The organism is Shewanella mangrovi (assembly GCF_000753795.1).
GTDB classification, from domain to species: domain Bacteria; phylum Pseudomonadota; class Gammaproteobacteria; order Enterobacterales; family Shewanellaceae; genus Shewanella; species Shewanella mangrovi.
Map to the genome: position 1 here is coordinate 1 of NZ_JPEO01000005.1, position 18263 is coordinate 18263.

Here is an 18263-nt window from a genome sequence, read left to right on the forward strand (position 1 = left end):
AAAGACGAGGCCTTTTTGTTTTCGTATTTCTCTATATCTGTATTTGCTGGTGTTATAGTGCAAAAACTCAAATTGTTAGCTGGGTTTTATTTTTGCTCTGTGATTAGCGCACCAATTCACATTTTTTTGTACGTTATAATCAACGTCTGAATACTGGGGTAACACTGTTGGATTGTCGAGCGGGCTGTGGTGCATGTTGTATAGCACCTTCCATAAGTAGTTATATTCCAGGAATGCCTGACGGTAAGCCTGCCGGAACAAGGTGTGTCCAGTTAGACGAGAACAATCTTTGCCGTCTGTTTGGATTGCCAGAAAGACCTAAGGTTTGTATTCAATTTTCGCCGACTCGTGACGTGTGTGGCAGCACCAATGAAGAGGCGTATCAAATCATTACGTTACTCGAACAACACACCTCTTAACTGGATAAGCTGATGCAACTAACGCGATATACAGACTTTGGCATTCGTACACTGATGTATCTTGCCGTAAACTCAAATAGGGACACCTTATTTAGAATCGCTGAGATTACTGACGTATTTGAATTGTCGCCTAATCACGTTTCTAAGATTGTGCATCACTTAGGTAAATTGGGTTATTTACATACCGTGAGAGGTAAAGCTGGCGGCTTTAGTTTGGCCAAGACTCCGAGTGAGATCAATATGGGGCAACTTGTGCGCGATCTTGAGCACTCGCTAGCGCCTATTGATTGTGCTAAGCCCTATTGTCGATTATTGCCAGCGTGTGCGCTGCGTGGCGTATTAACTGATGCTGTAGATGCGTATCTGGATGTGTTGGCTCAATACACGTTAGCCGATATCGTTAAGAATGATGTGGAGTTGCGGAGATTATTACCTCTACAGCAGACCATTACTATCGCTGATTAGCTTAAAGCTGTTCTTTATTCTGTGCCTTGTTGGTTTGCTCTTTGGCAAATTGGAAGGAAAGCAGTTCAGACGCTTTGACGAGTTCAACGCCTTGTTGGTGTAATTGCTGTTTTAATTGGCGCTTCAAAAACGTGATGGTTTCTGGATAAGGATGTGCAATTAGGATTGCCTGCCCATCTTGCTTCGCCAAGGTTATTGCTTCAGCTAATTGCCGTTCCAACTTAGGCTCACTCAACTGGTTATCAAGAAACACCTGACGTCTTAAGGTTGGCACATTGAATGTTGTCGCTTCTTTTTCTGCGCGGGAATATTTAGTGGTGACGCTGTCGATGAAGTAGAAGTTTTCACTCCTTAGCACCTGCATCAGCCAACTCATCGGTTTATCTAATTGGGTCAACAGACTCCCCATATGGTTGTTGCTGCCTTTAGCATAAGGCACGCTATTGATGGCATCGACAACGGTCTGCTTGAAGTCAGCTTCGTCCATTTTATTGTTAAGCCCTCCCGGCCCCATGGTTTTACCGTTTAATGCCTGCATCGGCAGGTGCACCATAATTTCATGGCCTTTGAGGTGTGCCTGTTCGGCGAGCTTATGTCCTAGGGGAGTATGTGGCAGTACTGACAGGGTGATACCGGCAGGAAGAGACAATGCATCCTCGTCGGTATGACGATAACCAATATCATCGATGATGATAGCAAGTTGTCCTGCATTGCATGGTATGTAATACAGAACTAGCAATAGTCCCAATAAAAGTCGGCGCACTATAATGATGTAATAATTTTTATTAAGTTAGGTCAGCATGACTATCGACTGACTCGAATAATGTTGACGATCCTTCGTTGTCTTTTATACCAGCTGTTGCCTAGGTAGTGTCAAGCCGCGGTAGCGGTTAACGACAATATTTAGCCGGGTTTTCAGCTTCACCTTTATGGCGAATCTCAAAATACAGCCCTGATTGACTTTGCCCACCAGAACGCCCTACCAAAGCAATTTCTTCACCCGCTTTTACGGTATCGCCGACATCTTTCAATAACGCTTGTGAGTAGCCATACAAGCTCATAAAGCCCTGGCCATGGTCGATGACCATCAATAAGCCGAAGCCTTTTAACCAATCGGCATAGATGACTTTGCCTGATGCCGGAGCGTTGACCGCTTGTCCTTCGCGCGCATCGATTACCACGCCTTTCCAGTGCACATTGCCTGAGCGAGTGCTGCCAAATGCATGACGTAAAGCGCCTTTTGTGGGCCAATTCAGACGACCATTACTTTTTGCCAATCCTTCCATGCTTGGGCTTTCGGACATGGACTTCATCGCCTGTTCAATGACGCGCTTCAACGATGCTTCTTCAATCTGCAGTTGTTCTAGACCAGACGCTTTTTGGTTAATCACTTTCTGCAATTGTGCGAGAGTGTTTTGTCGTTGTTGTTGTTCTGCCGCGAGTTGATTAGATTGCGCGCGTTGATCGACTGCTAAGGCGTTGAGCCGTTCATTCTCTGTTTTAGCTTGTTGCTGTACTTGGAGTAACTCTGTGCGTGTTTTCTTTAGTGATTCAATCGCGGTCATACGCGCTTTATTGAGGTAGCCATAATAGGTGAGCAATCTCTCAACAGTGGCAGGATCTTGCTGATTCAACAGCATTTTGCTGTAGTCATGGTTGCCCGCGAGAAATGCACTTTTTAACTGCTTCGCCAGTACCTGTTGCTGTGCTTGTTGCTGCTGTGACAGCTGACTTTCTTGCTTAGCTAATTCGCTGATGCGTTGACGTGAAGTTTCGAGTTGGCCTTCAGTTTGATTCAGTTTTTTCGCTGCATCCCCCACGGCTTGCTCATCACGTTTTAGCAGTTGAACCAGTTTGTCGCGTTGCTGGCTACTGCTTTGCAGATCTTGCTGCTCGGAGGCAATTTGCTGCTGAATAGCTTTGAGTTCTGATTGACGTTTGTCGAGATCAGCTGCAAAGGCGTGAATGCTGAATATAAGAAAGCCAGCAATGATGCTGGCTTTCATGGTTGCGTTAATAATCACGGGTACGTGGTTACTCTTTAACGTGAATGATAGCCTTGCCGGTCATTTCTGCCGGAACGTCTTTTCCTAACAAAGTCAGCATTGATGGAGCTATATCGCTCAGGCGACCACCATTATCGATCTCGGCTTCACGGCCAACATAGATAAATGGCACCAGTTCACTGGTATGGGCGGTATGCGGTTGGCCAGTAGTTTCATCGACCATTTTCTCAGCGTTGCCATGGTCAGCAGTGATAATGCACTCGCCACCCACTTTTTCCAACGCTGCCACTACGCGACCTAAACAGCTATCAACAGCTTCACAGGCTTTTACCGCGGCATCAAAGCTACCGGTGTGGCCAACCATATCCCCGTTAGGATAGTTACAGATGATGACATCATATTGAGATGATTCAATGGCTTCAACTAACTTATCGGTCAGTTCTGCCGAACTCATCTCAGGTTGCAGGTCATAAGTGGCAACTTTAGGTGAGTTGATCAAAATACGGTCTTCGCCTTCAAATGGTGTTTCGATACCACCATTGAAGAAGAAGGTGACGTGAGCATATTTCTCTGTTTCAGAAATACGCAGCTGACGCATGCCTTGTTGTTGTAGCGTTTCGCCAAAGGTATTGACCAATTCTTCTTTCGGGAATGCTACAGCAGCGTCAATATCGGCCGCATATTCGGTCAACATCACGAAGTTAACCTTTGGTGTTTTGTTACGAACAAAACCGTCAAAATCTGGGTTCACAAAGGCACGAGTGATTTGACGGGCGCGGTCGGCACGGAAATTCATAAAGATCAGTGCATCGCCATCATTGACTTCTACTGCGTCACCAATGGTGGTGGCGGCGACGAATTCGTCGTTTTCATCGCGAGCATAGGCATTTTCTAATGCCTCGACAGCAGAAGCGGTGTTGTATTTGCCTTTGCCTTCAGTGATTAGCTCGTAAGCCTGCGATACGCGATCCCAGCGATTATCCCGATCCATGGCGTAGTATCGGCCAACCACAGACGCAATTTTACCTACGCCTAAATCGGCAAACAGCTTATCAAACATTTCTAAGCTGCTTTTAGCACTGCGAGGTGGAGTGTCGCGGCCATCCAAAAATGCGTGCAAATAAATCGCCTTAGCACCACGTTTAGCCGCCATTTGACACATGGCGGCAATGTGGTCTTCGTGGCTATGTACACCACCGGCGGACAGTAGTCCCATGATATGTACCGCACCATCAGCCGCAGCGGCTGCGTCAACCGCTTTAGCTAGCGCTGGATTATCGAAGAATTCACCATCATCAATGGCTTTGCCGATGCGTGTCAGCTCTTGATAAACGATACGGCCGGAACCGATATTGATATGGCCCACTTCTGAGTTGCCCATCTGTCCATCAGGCAGACCGACATCAAGTCCGGAGCCGGAGATCAAACTGTGGGCGTACTTTTCAGTGAGTCCGTCGAGTACAGGAGTCTTAGCGTGAAACACCGCATTATTGCTGGTGTCGCTGCGAGAGCCCCATCCGTCGAGAATCAATAACGCCAAAGGACCTTTAATAGCCTTCATAATTGATACCTAAATGTAAATGAAAAATTCTTATCTGATTAAATATTACTACAGCTGCTAAGCCCGAAAAAGCGGCGCTTAACCGATTGGTGTAATGGAATTCATCGTAAATAGCGGTTTGATCACCGTACAAAAGCGGGGTTTTAACTGCTGCAATCTGCTTGGGGGATGGGTATACTCAGCGCTTGTTATTTGAGGCTCGCTCAACACAGGCAGTAACAATGCAAGAATATATCGAATTTTTTCAAGCACACACTATCTTGTGCGTGGCTTGGGTTGGTTTACTTGTCGCGGTGATCGTGACAACGTTCAAGATGGCGTTTTCCAAAGTAAAAAACATCAACACCCAGCAGGCGACCATGCTGATTAATAAGCATGAAGCAGTGGTGGTGGATGTGCGTGGCCAGGAAGAATACCGCAAGGGACATATTGTGAACGCGCACAATATTCCGATGGCCGAAATTAAAAATAGCCTTACAAAGGTTGAAAAGTACAAATCTAAACCCATCATACTAGTATGCAACGCCGGGATGACATCATCGCAAGCGGGGCAATTTCTCGTAAAAGATGGCTTTGAACAGGTCTACAGCCTGAAAGGCGGTATGGGGGAATGGCAGGCGGCCAATATGCCTGTTAGTCGCAAAAAATAACGCGACCATACAACTGTTCAGTTTAATTGGGATGATGACCGGTATTCCGCGTAACAGATGCCCTCAACTAACATTAGCCCAACTTGGGGCATCGAAAAAGAATAGGTAAAGCATTATGGCTGAAGCTACAAACAACGAACCACAAGGCCCACAATTCAACATTCAACGCGTTTACATTAAAGACGTGTCATTTGAAACGCCTAACAGCCCTGCCATTTTCCAAAAGGAATGGACACCAGAAGTTAAGTTGGATCTCGATACTCGTAGCTCAAAATTGGGTGATGACGTATACGAAGTGATTCTGTCGTTGACCGTTACTGCAACATTGGGCGAAGAAACTGCGTTCCTGTGCGAAGTACAACAAGCGGGTATTTTCACTATCTCTGGTCTGACTGAACCACAAATGGCACATTCAATCGGCGCTTATTGCCCGAACGTGCTGTTCCCATATGCACGTGAAACTATTGCAAGCTTGGTTTCTCGCGGTACTTTCCCTCAGTTGAATCTGGCACCTGTTAACTTTGACGCTCTGTTCGCCCAATATGTACAGTCTCGTCAAGCAGAAACAGCTGCGGAAACTACTGAAGCTTAATTCTCCATGACCACTGAAGCCGAAATTACGGTACTGGGAGCGGGCTCTTATGGCACCGCTCTTGCCATTTCTTTGGCAAGTAATGGCCATCGCACAGTACTCTGGGGCCATGAAGCCGATCACGTCGCGCGTTTAGCTCAAGCGCGCAGTAACGAAGAGTTTTTGCCGGGTATCGCCTTTCCTGATGAGTTGGTCATGGAAGCCGATCTGGCCAAGGCAGTAGCGGCATCGCGTAATGTCTTGATTGTGGTTCCAAGCCACGTGTTCGCTGATGTGCTTACTCAGGCTAAGCCTTTACTGCGTGATGATGCGCGTATTGTGTGGGCGACCAAGGGGTTGGAACCACACACTGGCCGCTTGTTGAAAGACGTTGCACAAGAAGTGATCGGTGATAAATATCCGCTAGCGGTGTTATCGGGTCCTACCTTCGCTAAAGAGCTGGCTGCTGGCCTGCCTACTGCGATTTCTGTCGCGGGAACGGATGCAGGCTTCACTGCCGACTTAGTCGAGCTTTTGCATAGTCCAAAACGCCTGCGGGTATATGCCAACGATGACTTTATCGGTTTGCAACTCGGCGGTGCGGTGAAAAACGTGATTGCCATTGGTGCAGGTATGTCTGACGGCATCGGTTTTGGTGCCAACGCTCGAACGGCACTGATCACCCGCGGTCTCGTTGAGTTGACTCGTCTCGGTGTAGCTCTCGGCGCTAAAGATGCAACCTTTATGGGGATGGCAGGCTTAGGTGATTTGGTACTGACGTGCACCGATAACCAATCGCGCAATCGCCGTTTTGGTATGGCGTTGGGACAAGGGTTGGATGTCGATACTGCTCAAACGCAAATTGGGCAGGTGGTTGAAGGTTACCGTAACACCAAAGAGGTGTTTACGTTAGCCAGCCGCTTAGGGGTAGAAATGCCTATTACTGAGCAGATATACCAAGTGTTGTATCTCGGTAAATCACCGTTGGATGCCGCTAAAGAGCTTTTAGCACGCGAGAAAAAATCGGAAACCGGTAGTCAGGAATAGCTCGCTACAGTGAGTTGTGCCCGACCGCATAAAAAAGGATGCCGATTGGCATCCTTTTTTGATCATCCCACGTGTTGGTTAGATATTCTTTTTGATAAACGCCAAGCTGCGGTCGTAAAATTCCCTGATGTTTTCCTCTTTGTAAAAGCCGTGTCCCTCATTGGCTTTCACCATCCATTCATAAGGATACTGGATGTCATCAAGGGCTTTCTTGAGTGCGTAGGCTTGTGAAATTGGGGCCCGCTTATCTTCTTCACCATGGACGATAAATAATGCCGCTTTAAGCTTGTTGACGTTATAAGTCGGTGACATTGCTTGTTGTTGTTTATTATCCAATCCCAGCGTTTTGTCTAAGTAACTGTCACCCCAGCGAATGTCTTTAATATCGCCATCTTTATAAAGCAGTGGCAGATCGTAAACGCCAGCATAACCTATGGCGCATTTATAGGTATCGGGATAGCGAATTGCACTCTGTACTGCTGAATAGCCGCCAAAGCTGCCTCCGGCGATACAGATATGATCTTTACTGGATACGCCTGTTTGTATCGCATATTGCGTGGCTGCATAAATATCGTCTTGGATTTTTCCGCCCCATTCTTGATACCCCGCACGCATAAAGTTGCTGCCAAAACCGGTTGAACCACGGAAGTTTACTTGTACAACGGCATAGCCTTGGCTTGCCAACGTCTGCACCCAAGCGCTGAAACGCCAGTAATCTCGCGCATGGGGGCCGCCATGTGGCATTACTATGGTGGGGAGATTTTTGCCGTCACTATTCTTAGGGAGCGTCAGGTAGCCCGTGAGAGATTGTCCGTCAGCCGTTTTAATACGAAATGCTTCTGTAGGACTCATTTCAGCGGGTTTAATCCACGCCATTGCCGTCAATAAGAACTTGGCTTTCATTGTGTCAGTATTGAACAGATAAAACTGGCCAGGATCTCGGTCACTGCTAACATGCACTACCATCAGTTTACCGTCGTCAGTACGGCTAGTGATCTCAACACTACTGCCCTTAAACGCTTGGACGAGGGCTTGGTGTATTTGTGCAACTCTCAGGTCATCACGAATAAAGAAGTAATTGGGGTAATCTTCATCTAGTCGCACCCCATAAATATCACTGATGCTTGATTTTAAAGGCGCAGTGGGCGACGCAATATTACTTTGGTAAAGCAAGGTTTGTTTTTGGCTGGCTAGGTCATAACGGTATAAACCCGCAGGCGCGCCATTAACACTTTTGAGAGCAAAAACACTTTGATTATCTTGTGAAAAGGCGAGTGGCTGAAAGTTCTCACCATCTTCGTCAAAGCTTATCCATTGCTCACCTTTGCCATCAGAATAGAATAATTTTGTTTGGTCTGTCGCCGTTTTTCCCACCACAAAGCGGGGGACACCATTGTTATCAACCAAAAAGCGGTTATAGCCAATGGGTGAAACCTTTTCCTTAATCATACGCCCAGTATAAATGTTCATCTTTTGTACTTGGGTGACGATGTTGAGCTGAGAGACAAACTGCGCGTTTGAATCAGCGTTAGTCTGACTGACTAACACATTACGCTCATCTTCAGGCAGGCGATAAAGCAGTTGAGTATAACCGCCCTGACCGTAATTTGAGCGTGCCAAGCCGGGCGATTTATAACTGTTTAGCAATGCTTGTTTGCTGCCGTCATAATTGATGCCATAGATCTCGCCATAATCTCTTGGTTGCTCCAATGAGCCGCCAATCCGCTCGATTTGGATCAGCACCCGTTCATTGTTGACCCAATAGTATTGGCCGGGTTGTTGATCGCTGGAATTGGATAGCGCGTAAGTGATCTGGTAATCCTTGGTGCGCATGAAGGCTAAGGTCTTGTGGTTATCTTTATTTACTAAGATAGCGAGGTGTTTACCGTCAGGAGATATTTTGACGTTATAGAATTCTGGATGTTTTGCGAGATCTGCGACGGTCACGGCCTGAGCCGATAAACAACAGAATGCTACTGCTAGTAGCAACGGTTTTATCATGGTAAAAATCCTTTTTTGACATGCTGTTACATAATCTTAACGTACCACATTCAGGTGGGCAATTCGTCGCAATAAGTGGAGATTAGTACCTATGTCACATCAAACAACCGAATTACAATGTCTCTAAACAGTAAAAAAGGATGCCTGTTGGCATCCTTTTTTGAGCATAACGGTAACGATTAACCCTGTTTCAATTGGCGACGGTACAGCAGCAAATAAATGGCGGGCAATACAAACAGCGACAGAATTGGCGCGGTAATCATGCCGCCGACCATAGGCGCGGCAATCTTCTGCATCACTTCATTACCTGAACCTGCGCCCCACATAATCGGCAGCAAGCCGAAGAAGATGGTGGCAACCGTCATCGCCTTGGGGCGAATACGCATGACTGCGCCTTCAATCAGTGCGGCTTTTAGATCACTCACCGTGTCATACATATTGTTATCTTGGCGATGTTTGATGGCGTTGTTGAGATAGACCAACATCACCACGCCAAACTCAGAGGCAACCCCGGCCAATGCGATCATCCCCACCGCTACCGCAGCGGAAAAGTTGAAGCCAAGACCATACAACACCCAAGTACTGCCCACCAAGGCAAACGGCAGTGACAGCATAATAATTGCCGCCTGCTGAGCAGAGCCAAAGGTCATCATCAACAGAATGAAGATAACCGCTAACGCCATTGGCACCACTTGCTCCAATTTGGCGGTAACGCGCTGCATATACTCATATTGTCCAGCAAAGGCATAGCTATAACGCGGAGGCAGTTTTACGTTCGCGGCCAGAATCGGTTTTACGGTATCGATATACTCACCAATCGAGGTGCCTTTGATATCAACAAACACCCACGAGATTAAGCGGCCATTCTCACTTTTCAGCATTGGCGCGCCGTCCGTAATTTCAATGTCAGCCAGATTACGCAGTGGCAGATAGTTACCTGATTTGGTAATGACGGGCAGGTCGCGCAGCTTCTCAATGTTATCGCGTAGTTCGCGTGGATAACGCAGGTTGATTGGATAGCGTTCAGCTCCTTGAACTGACTCACCCACGTCCATACCACCGATGGCATAACGCACTACATCCTGAATATCGCTCAAGGTCATGCCGTAACGTGAGGCCACGTCCAGCTTAGGCGTAATATCAATATAGCGGCCGCCACCGACACGTTCAGCATAAGCGGAGCGGGTATGCGGTTGTTGCATCAAAATAGCTTCAATCTGCGCACCAATGCTTTGCAGCTCGTTAATATCCGAACCCGTAATTTTGATACCTACAGGGGTTTTTATCCCGGTAGACAGCATATCGATACGGGTTTTGATCGGTTGTACCCAAGCGTTGGTTAAACCGGGCACTTTTACCGTTTTTTGCAGTTGGTCGATAATGTCGTCCAGCTTAACACCGTCTCGCCATTCATCTTTAGGCTTGAGCATGATGGTGGTTTCCAGCATGGTCAGTGGTGCTGGGTCTGTGGCGGTTTCAGCGCGGCCAACTTTACCAAATACCCGTTTTACTTCCGGCACGGTTTTGATCAATCGGTCAGTTTGTTGCAACAGTTGCGCGGCCTTACCTGCGCTGATCCCTGGCAGGGTCGTAGGCATATACAGCAGATCGCCTTCTTCCAGATCTGGCATAAACTCGCTGCCCATGCGGGTGGCCGGATACCAGGCGCTAATTAACGTCACAATGGCCAGTAGCAGCGTGATTTTAGGAAAACGCAGCACTAATGACAGCGCAGGTTTATAGCCCGCAATCAACACGCGGCTAATCGGGTTACTGGTTTCTGAGGGGATTTTGCCGCGAATAAACAGTCCCATCAGAATAGGGACTAAGGTCACCGACAAAATTGCTGCGGCGCCCATGGCAAAAGTCTTAGTGTAGGCCAACGGGGTAAATAAGCGGCCTTCCTGATCTTCCAGCGCAAATACCGGCACAAAGCTCAGGGTGATGATTAGCAATGAGAAGAACAGCGCTGGGCCCACTTCTTTGGAGGATTCCGCGACAATGGTCCAATGCTCGGTAATGTTAGGCCGTCGTTGATACTGGTGCTCAAAATGCTCCAAGTGCTTGTGCATGTTCTCAATCATCACAATCGCACCATCGACTACTGCACCAATGGCAATCGCGATACCGCCAAGGCTCATAATATTGGCGTTAACCCCCATGTGGTTCATCACAATAAAGGCCATCAAGATCGACATCGGCAGGGTGATAACGGCAACTAAGGTTGAGCGGGCGTGCATCAAGAACAGCAGACAGACGATACTGACGACCACCATCTCTTCTATCACCTTGTGCACTAAGTTCTCTACCGAGTTTTCAATCAAGGTGGAGCGGTCGTAAGTCGGTACCACTTCAACGCCATCTGGTAAGCCAGCTTGCAGCTCTTCCAGTTTGGCTTTTACCGCTTCAATCGTCGCCAAGGCGTTTTCACCGTAACGCATCACAATGATGCCGCCAACGGTTTCACCTTTTCCATCGAGCTCGGCAATGCTGCGGCGTGCCGCTGGCCCTTTACGAATATAAGCCACGTCTTTTAGGAGCAATGGGGTACCTGCCGGACTGGCGACTCCAAGCGGGATCTCCTGAAAATCGGCCAATGTTTGGCGATAACCTTTAGCACGCACCATATACTCAGCTTCGGCCATTTCCACCACTGAGCCGCCTGCTTCGTTGTTCGCTTTGTTAATGGCATTTTTGATGGTGGCAATATCTAAACGATAGAGCGCCATTTTGTCGGGATCGAGCACCACTTGATAGGTTTGCTCCATGCCGCCTACAGTCGCCACTTCTGACACGCCAGCAACACTTTGCAGTTCCAGTTTTAGATACCAGTCTTGCAAGCTTTTCAGTTGTGATAGATCCAACTTGCCGCTTTTATCAACCAGTGAGTATTCAAACACCCAACCTACACCAGATGCGTCTGGTCCAAGCGATGGCTGTACACCGTCTGGTAAGCGGTTACCGATTTGGCTTAGATATTCCAATACCCGTGAGCGTGCCCAGTAAATATCGGTGCCATCTTCAAAAATTACATAAACGTAGGAATCACCAAACATCGAGAAACCGCGTACGGTTTTGGCACCCGGTACTGCCAACATGGCGGTAGAGAGCGGATAGGTGATCTGCTCTTCAACCAACTTAGGGGCTTGGCCAGGGTATTCAGTTTTAATAATCACCTGCACATCGGACAAATCCGGCAGTGCATCCAGCGGTGTTTGCTTCATGGCATGAATACCAACCGCCATCACTATCACTGCCAGCACGAGCACCATTACGCGTTGGCGAATGGATGCATCAATGATGGTCTTTAGCATCGTCGGCCTCCTGTGGTTGTTTGGCTGACATGCGCAACAAGCTGCCTTTGAGGCTCGCTTCAGAATCCAACAGGAATTGGCCGGAAATTACCACATCATCGCCTGCGGAAATACCGGAGAGGATCTCTACCTGACCGCGGCTCATCATGCCCGTCGTCACTGGCTTCGCGACAAAGCCTTGGTCGCTGGTTTTGACCACAACACGGTTTTCTTTACCGGTTTGGATCAGTGCTTCTTGTGGGACCACTAACGCATCTTTGTTAGCGCCACCGTAGATGGACACTTTTGCCAGCGTATTGGGGCGTAATTTAATGCTGGGATTATCTAATACCACGCGTACCCGTAAACTGCGGGTCACTGGGTCGAGTTCGGGGTAGATATAGTCAATCTTACCTTCGAGATTTTTGATGCCCATGGCGGGAATGCTGACTTCAGCCGGTTGACCGACTTCTAGCCAACTTTGCTCATTTTCGAATACGTCGGCAATCACCCACACCTTGTGTAAGTCGACCATAGACAACACTTCGGTCGCGGGTTGCAGATACATACCATCACGAATGTTGAGATTGGTGACATAGCCATCGGTTTCGGCGAAGAAAGGCACGCGGTAAAGCGTTTTGCCGGTTTTCTCCAGTTGACTAATCTGATCGCGGCTAATGCCCAGTAATTCCAGACGGGTTTGTGCCTTACGCAACAACTCGCTGTTACGGTTATTGGTGCCATGTTGTTTCAGGCTGTCGGCGGCGAGCAGATAATCATCCTGCGCATTGACTAACTCAGGCGAGTAGATCTCATAGAGCAACTGACCTTTTTTGATCTTATCACCGGCGGAGGTGACGGTGAGCTTTTCCACCCAGCCACTGACGCGCGAGTGAATATGGGTGATTTGGCTTTCGTCATAATCCACTTCACCGACAGTATCAACGAAGCGCCACATGGTTTGGTGATGCGCCTTGGCCACTTTCAATGCTAGGGCTTGTTGCATGCCGCCGGATACGTTGACCTGCACCTGATCCTGATGGCCCCCCATTTCCACTTTTTCTAAGGTCATGCCACAGATTGGGCAGGTGCCTGGCGCATCCATGACAATTTGCGGATGCATTGGACAGACATATTTGATGGTACCAGAACCCGAACTATCCGCCTGCGGCACTAACTTATGCTGATGTTGCGAGCTGCTATCGGTAGCCTTTGGTGTAACCGCTTGCTGAGCTGCGCTCTGTTGCTGCGTCGCTTGCTCCATCTGCATTTGGTTGGCGCCATCTTCTTTTTCCACTAAGAACATGCCGCAGATAGGGCAACGACCCGGCTCATGGGTAATCACCTCAGGATGCATTGGGCACGTGTAGGTTTTGCCTTCATCTTGGGCTTTGTTGGCTTTCGCATTTTCTACCAGAGAGCCAGCCGCAGCAGCTGGGTTTTGCTGCGGCGTGGCATCATCTTCATCTTTAACTAAAAACATGCCGCAGATCGGGCAGCGACCCGGTTTGTCGCTGCGCTCTTGCGGATGCATTGGACAGTAGTATTCACCATGAACATGCGCTTGCACTGCCGTAGCGACGGCAGTTTGGCTGGGTGTTGCCGCCAGTAATGGTGCGGCTGGTGGCAACGCTGCTGTCAGCGCCATGGCGAACAAGCATGTCATTTTACGTGTGTGATGTTTACGACTCATGACCTCAATTCCTCTACTTCAACTTCACCAAAGCGCCTAATTACTGTTGGTGCATGTGCTTCATATCGTCCATGTGTTTCATGTCCTTCATATCACCATGTTTCATATCGTTGGCGGGTACGAGGTTCATGCCACATTTCGGGCAACTGTCGCCTTTGTGTCCGGTAACTTCAGGGTGCATAGGACAGTGGTAAACAGCTTGCTCCGCTTTGACCAGCTTCATGCCACATTTCGGGCAGCTATCACCTTTTTGTCCTGTGACTTCAGGGTGCATTGGGCAGTGATAAACAGCATTCATTGCTGCATGCTCGTGTTCATGGGCAGGTTGTTCTGCAGCAAAAGAGTTAAACGCAAATGCCAGTGCCATGACTGCAGCAAACGCAATAGATACAAAAGATTTCATGTTGTTGTTCTCCAATATGGCATGGCAACTTGCTTGATCGCTAAGTGCAACAATACCAAAAATGTTAAATATTTTATTCAGTTAACAGATTTTAGGCACACGTGTGCCGTGGAGATTAGGCTATAGGTGGTTTAAAGGCTGGATTAACAGCGATAGAGGTGAAATGAGGTTCAGGAGTCGCGACAGCAGTTTCTGGCAGTCGATTGTTAGACCAGATATGCGCAGTTACCAATGATCCCGCTATAGATGCCACAGTACAGTGACAATGGCCCTTACAACACATCCCTTTGCTATCGCCGCAATGGTGAGCAGGCGCGTCGGGAAGCACACTAGTTAACGCCATTTTGCCATCGCAGCAATCGGGCATTGCAGTGTCTGAGCATTTCATATCGGAGTTCATTTGGTGATGCGCTAACATCATAGCGTCTAGCGGTTCGGCTTTTGCTGCAGGCATTATTGTCATGCCATTAGACACCAGCCCTTGCCCGACAAATGCGAGCAACAGCAATAATGTCCAGATGTAGCGACGAATGCTTTGCATAATAAAATCCGAATTAAACGACTGCTAGGTATATTCACCTTTGGCTAATATAGCCAGTGTGGCGAACTACATTTTTACCTTAGCCGAAATACTTGTGTATTCGCAATCACTTAAAATCGATCGTTCTCACAATATAGCGACGTTGTTGTCATGGCAAAATGCGAACGCGATTATCGCGCTGGCGCATAAAAAATGCACGAGTTTTGCTGAAACTTGCAGCGAAATTTTTTATGAAATTCAGCAATTACTTGTTCACGATCAATGAATAAATTGTCGCGATCGACGTTGATCGCTAACGCTCATTAGCATAAAAACTGTAATGCTGACTATCTGTTAGCAAAATTTGCAGGCTTTTGTAGCAGAGTTAGATGTGGCTCTCATTTTAGCTTATTAAGTCACAATTAATGAACGAAAGTTGGTTTATAATCGAAACCCTTAAAAAGGGGTCCCTATTTTTAGATAGAGATAATTAAAAAGATTTTGGAGAAGAGTGATGAATTGGCGTGCACTATTCAAACCTAGCGCGAAGTTTTCTGTGCTGTCTCTGCTGGTCATCGGTGTTGTGATCGGCGTTATCGGTTACTTTGCGACACAACAAACCTTACATGCGACCAGCCAAGATGCATTTTGTATGAGCTGTCACAGTAACCATTCTTTACAGAAAGAGTTGATGGCATCAGCTCACGGTAATAACCCACAAGGTATCACCGTTAGCTGTCAAGATTGTCACTTGCCACATGATCCAATCAAATACCTGATCAAGAAAATCATCGTATCTAAAGATCTTTATGGCTTCCTGACTATCGATGGTTTTAACACCCAAGCATGGTTGGATGAAAACCGTAAAGAACAAGCAGACAAAGCATTGGCAGAGTTCCGCGCTAATGATTCTGAAAACTGCCAACACTGCCATACTCGCATTTTTGAAAATCAGCCAGAAGGCATGAAGAAAATCGCGAAACGTATGCACGAAATGAACTTCAAGAAAGCAGAAGACAAGCGTAAGACTTGTGTGGATTGCCACAAAGGTGTTGCTCACTTCTATCCAAAAGGCTAATTGAAGCTTTTCATTTGAAAAACCGGTGCCATGGCGCCGGTTTTTTATTGTCCTAAAATGAACTCTGGCTGACAAAACGGCGATTGCGACTTATCGACCATGAAACTTTTCATGGCCTTGTGCTATTGTTGGCGCAATTTTCGTTAATTCAAAAATCAGACGATTCGCACTATGCACAATATTGCTGAAATTATTGCTCAGGAACTGCAGGTTCGTGAGCAGCAAGTGGCCGCGACCATCACCTTATTAGATGAAGGTGCCACCGTGCCATTTATCGCCCGTTACCGGAAGGAAATTACGGGTGGCTTAGATGATACTCAACTACGGACATTGTTCTCCCGCCTCGGTTATCTGCGCGAATTGAATGAACGCCGTCAGGTCATCATTACTTCCATCGACGCGCAAGGCAAACTCACGCCAGAACTACAACGCGCATTGGACGACGCCGATACCAAGACCCGTTTGGAAGATCTTTATCTACCTTACAAACCCAAACGTCGCACTAAAGGGCAGATCGCCATTGAAGCGGGTATCGAACCCTTAGCCGATAAACTGTTCGCGGCCGTAGGCGATGCCTCAGTTGCGCCTGAGCAGGAAGCCACTGCGTATTTAAATGCTGCCGCCGGTTTTAACGATGCCAAAGCCGTGCTCGATGGCGCGCGTTACATTTTGATGGAACGCTTTGCCGAAGATGCGGAACTGCTTGCCAAAGTTCGTCGTTATATTGCCGACAATGCCGTGATTGAAAGCAAACTGATTGCGGGTAAAGACAAAGACGGTGCTAAGTTCCGTGACTATTTTGAACATACCGAACCGTTGTCGAGCGTACCTTCGCATCGCGCGCTGGCCATGTTGCGCGGCCGTAACGAAGGCGTGTTGTCACTGAATCTGAATGCTGACCCTAACAGTGAAGGTAGTGGCAGTTATTGCGAACAGATTATTGCTGCGCAGCAAGCCTTATCGTTAACCGATTGCGCCATTGATAACTGGTTACGCACTGTGGTGACCGCCACCTGGCGCATTAAGATTGCGCTACAGATGGAAACCGAATTTATTGGACAGATGCGCGAAGTTGCCGAAGGTGAAGCCATTAAAGTGTTTGCCCGCAACTTAGGTGATTTGCTGATGGCGCCGCCAGCAGGGGCGAAGGCGACGATGGGGCTTGACCCAGGGTTGCGCACGGGTGTGAAAGTCGCGTTGGTCAATGACACTGGTAAGCTGGTGGCACACACCACGATTTTCCCTCACGCGCCGCAAAACCAATGGGATAAGTCAGTTCGTACTCTGGCCAATCTGGTGAAAATGCACAGTATCGAACTGATCGCTATCGGCAACGGTACCGCCTCGCGCGAAACAGATCGGCTGGCCGCAGACGTGATTGCCGAAGTTAAGGCTGATGCGCCAACGCTGACGAAAGTGGTGGTGAGTGAAGCCGGCGCTTCTGTCTATTCTGCGTCAGAGCTGGCTGCCAATGAATTCCCTGACTTAGATGTCTCGCTGCGCGGCGCAGTATCTATCGCCCGTCGTCTTCAAGATCCTTTGGCTGAGCTGGTAAAAATTGAGCCGAAATCGATTGGCGTGGGCCAATATCAGCATGATGTGAGCCAAAGTCAGTTGTCATCGTCACTGGAAGCTGTGGTGGAAGACTGTGTAAACAGTGTCGGTGTCGACGTGAATATGGCCTCCGCTCCTCTGCTTAGCCAAGTGGCGGGACTGAATCGCACCTTGGCGAAAAATATCGTCGATTTCCGTGACGAAAATGGCCGCTTTAATAGTCGTAAGGAACTGCTCAACGTGCCGCGTTTGGGGCCAAAGGCGTTTGAACAAGCCGCGGGCTTTCTACGGATCCGCGATGGCAGTAATCCATTGGATGCCTCGGCAGTACACCCAGAAGCTTATACGTTGGTGGAGCAAATCGCGGTTGCTAAAAATAGTCCGGTAGATGCTCTCATCGGCAATTCCGGCGTGTTAAATGCGATTAACCCGAGTGAATTTACGACGGCTGATTTCGGGGTGCCGACCATCACCGATATTCTGAAAGAATTGGATAAACCGGGACGTGATCCTCGCGGTGAGTTTAAAACCGCTACCTTCAAAGAGGGTATTGAAGAGATTAAGGATCTACGTCCAGAGATGATTTTGGAAGGCGTGGTCACTAACGTCACGAACTTCGGTGCTTTTGTCGATATTGGGGTGCATCAAGACGGATTAGTGCATATCTCATCACTGACCGATAAGTTCGTCAGCGATCCGCATACTGTGGTGAAAGCTGGCGATGTGGTGAAAGTAAAAGTGATGGACGTGGATGTTGAACGTCGTCGCATTGGCTTAACTATGCGGCTAGATGAAAAGCCCGCAGAAAAAGCCAGTGCTCCAGCGCGTAACGACAAGCCAGCCAAAGCGAATAAGCCGAACAATAAGGGTGCTAAACCGCAGAAGCGGCCAGAAAAGCCAAAACAGGTGAACGCTGCTATGGGCAATGCCTTTGCTGAGGCGTTTGCCAAACTGAAAAAGTAAGCATCTGAAAAAGCCGGCATTGCCGGCTTTTTTATAGGT

Annotated in this window: 15 protein-coding genes; 7 read left to right on the forward strand and 8 right to left on the reverse strand. The window is 48.0% G+C overall.

Going from position 1 to position 18263, the window contains the following annotated elements; translation table 11 throughout:
* Positions 1-167 precede the first annotated feature (167 nt).
* Complete coding sequence (locus HR45_RS19245) at positions 168-419, forward strand: YkgJ family cysteine cluster protein (protein WP_081933431.1); 252 nt, start codon at positions 168-170, stop codon at positions 417-419.
* A 12-nt stretch (positions 420-431) separates the two neighbouring features.
* The gene (locus HR45_RS08655) at positions 432-884 is read left to right on the forward strand and encodes an Rrf2 family transcriptional regulator (protein ID WP_037442029.1); all 453 of its coding nucleotides are present in this window, start codon (positions 432-434) and stop codon (positions 882-884) included.
* 1 nt (position 885) lies between these two features.
* On the opposite strand, the gene HR45_RS08660 is transcribed toward HR45_RS08655, so the two are convergent.
* From HR45_RS08660 to gpmM, 3 genes are all read right to left on the reverse strand, one after another.
* Positions 886-1647 (reverse strand): divergent polysaccharide deacetylase family protein, encoded by a 762-nt coding sequence (locus HR45_RS08660; protein ID WP_052074624.1) that lies wholly within the window; start codon positions 1645-1647, stop codon positions 886-888.
* Between the two features lie 127 nt (positions 1648-1774).
* On the reverse strand, positions 1775-2890 hold the full coding sequence (locus HR45_RS08665) for a murein hydrolase activator EnvC family protein (protein ID WP_037442356.1): 1116 nt from the start codon (positions 2888-2890) through the stop codon (positions 1775-1777).
* Positions 2891-2918: 28 nt separating this feature from the next.
* Positions 2919-4451, reverse strand: a complete 1533-nt coding sequence (gene gpmM / locus HR45_RS08670) for a 2,3-bisphosphoglycerate-independent phosphoglycerate mutase (RefSeq protein WP_037442033.1) — start codon at positions 4449-4451, stop codon at positions 2919-2921.
* A 221-nt stretch (positions 4452-4672) separates the two neighbouring features.
* Between gpmM and HR45_RS08675 the strand changes: the two genes are divergently transcribed.
* The 3 genes from HR45_RS08675 to gpsA all read left to right on the forward strand — a co-directional run bounded on the left by HR45_RS08675 (position 4673) and on the right by gpsA (position 6719).
* Positions 4673-5101: a rhodanese-like domain-containing protein gene (locus HR45_RS08675; RefSeq protein WP_037442035.1), complete on the forward strand. Its 429-nt coding sequence runs from the start codon at positions 4673-4675 to the stop codon at positions 5099-5101.
* A gap of 115 nt (positions 5102-5216) precedes the next feature.
* On the forward strand, positions 5217-5693 hold the full coding sequence (gene secB, locus HR45_RS08680; RefSeq protein WP_037442037.1) for a protein-export chaperone SecB: 477 nt from the start codon (positions 5217-5219) through the stop codon (positions 5691-5693).
* A 6-nt stretch (positions 5694-5699) separates the two neighbouring features.
* Complete coding sequence (gene gpsA, locus HR45_RS08685) at positions 5700-6719, forward strand: NAD(P)H-dependent glycerol-3-phosphate dehydrogenase (protein ID WP_037442039.1); 1020 nt, start codon at positions 5700-5702, stop codon at positions 6717-6719.
* A 78-nt stretch (positions 6720-6797) separates the two neighbouring features.
* Here the strand turns inward: gpsA and HR45_RS08690 are convergent, their stop codons facing one another.
* From HR45_RS08690 to HR45_RS08710, 5 genes are all read right to left on the reverse strand, one after another.
* A complete protein-coding gene (locus HR45_RS08690) occupies positions 6798-8720 on the reverse strand; it encodes an alpha/beta hydrolase family protein (protein WP_037442040.1) in 1923 nt (640 codons plus the stop codon).
* 179 nt (positions 8721-8899) lie between these two features.
* Positions 8900-12034: an efflux RND transporter permease subunit gene (locus tag HR45_RS08695; protein WP_037442042.1), complete on the reverse strand. Its 3135-nt coding sequence runs from the start codon at positions 12032-12034 to the stop codon at positions 8900-8902.
* The gene (locus HR45_RS08700; RefSeq protein ID WP_052074625.1) at positions 12015-13706 is read right to left on the reverse strand and encodes an efflux RND transporter periplasmic adaptor subunit; all 1692 of its coding nucleotides are present in this window, start codon (positions 13704-13706) and stop codon (positions 12015-12017) included. Before HR45_RS08700 ends, HR45_RS08695 begins: the two co-directional genes overlap by 20 nt.
* Before the next feature lie 40 nt (positions 13707-13746).
* A complete protein-coding gene (locus HR45_RS08705) occupies positions 13747-14109 on the reverse strand; it encodes a heavy metal-binding domain-containing protein (protein WP_052074626.1) in 363 nt (120 codons plus the stop codon).
* Positions 14110-14224: 115 nt separating this feature from the next.
* Positions 14225-14650, reverse strand: coding sequence for a hypothetical protein (locus HR45_RS08710; protein WP_037442044.1), 426 nt, complete (start codon positions 14648-14650; stop codon positions 14225-14227).
* 493 nt (positions 14651-15143) lie between these two features.
* Between HR45_RS08710 and HR45_RS08720 the strand changes: the two genes are divergently transcribed.
* Entirely contained in the window at positions 15144-15707 is a 564-nt protein-coding gene (locus HR45_RS08720; protein WP_037442048.1) for a NapC/NirT family cytochrome c, read from the forward strand.
* Positions 15708-15878: 171 nt separating this feature from the next.
* A complete protein-coding gene (locus tag HR45_RS08725) occupies positions 15879-18224 on the forward strand; it encodes a Tex family protein (RefSeq protein ID WP_037442050.1) in 2346 nt (781 codons plus the stop codon).
* Positions 18225-18263: the final 39 nt, after the last annotated feature.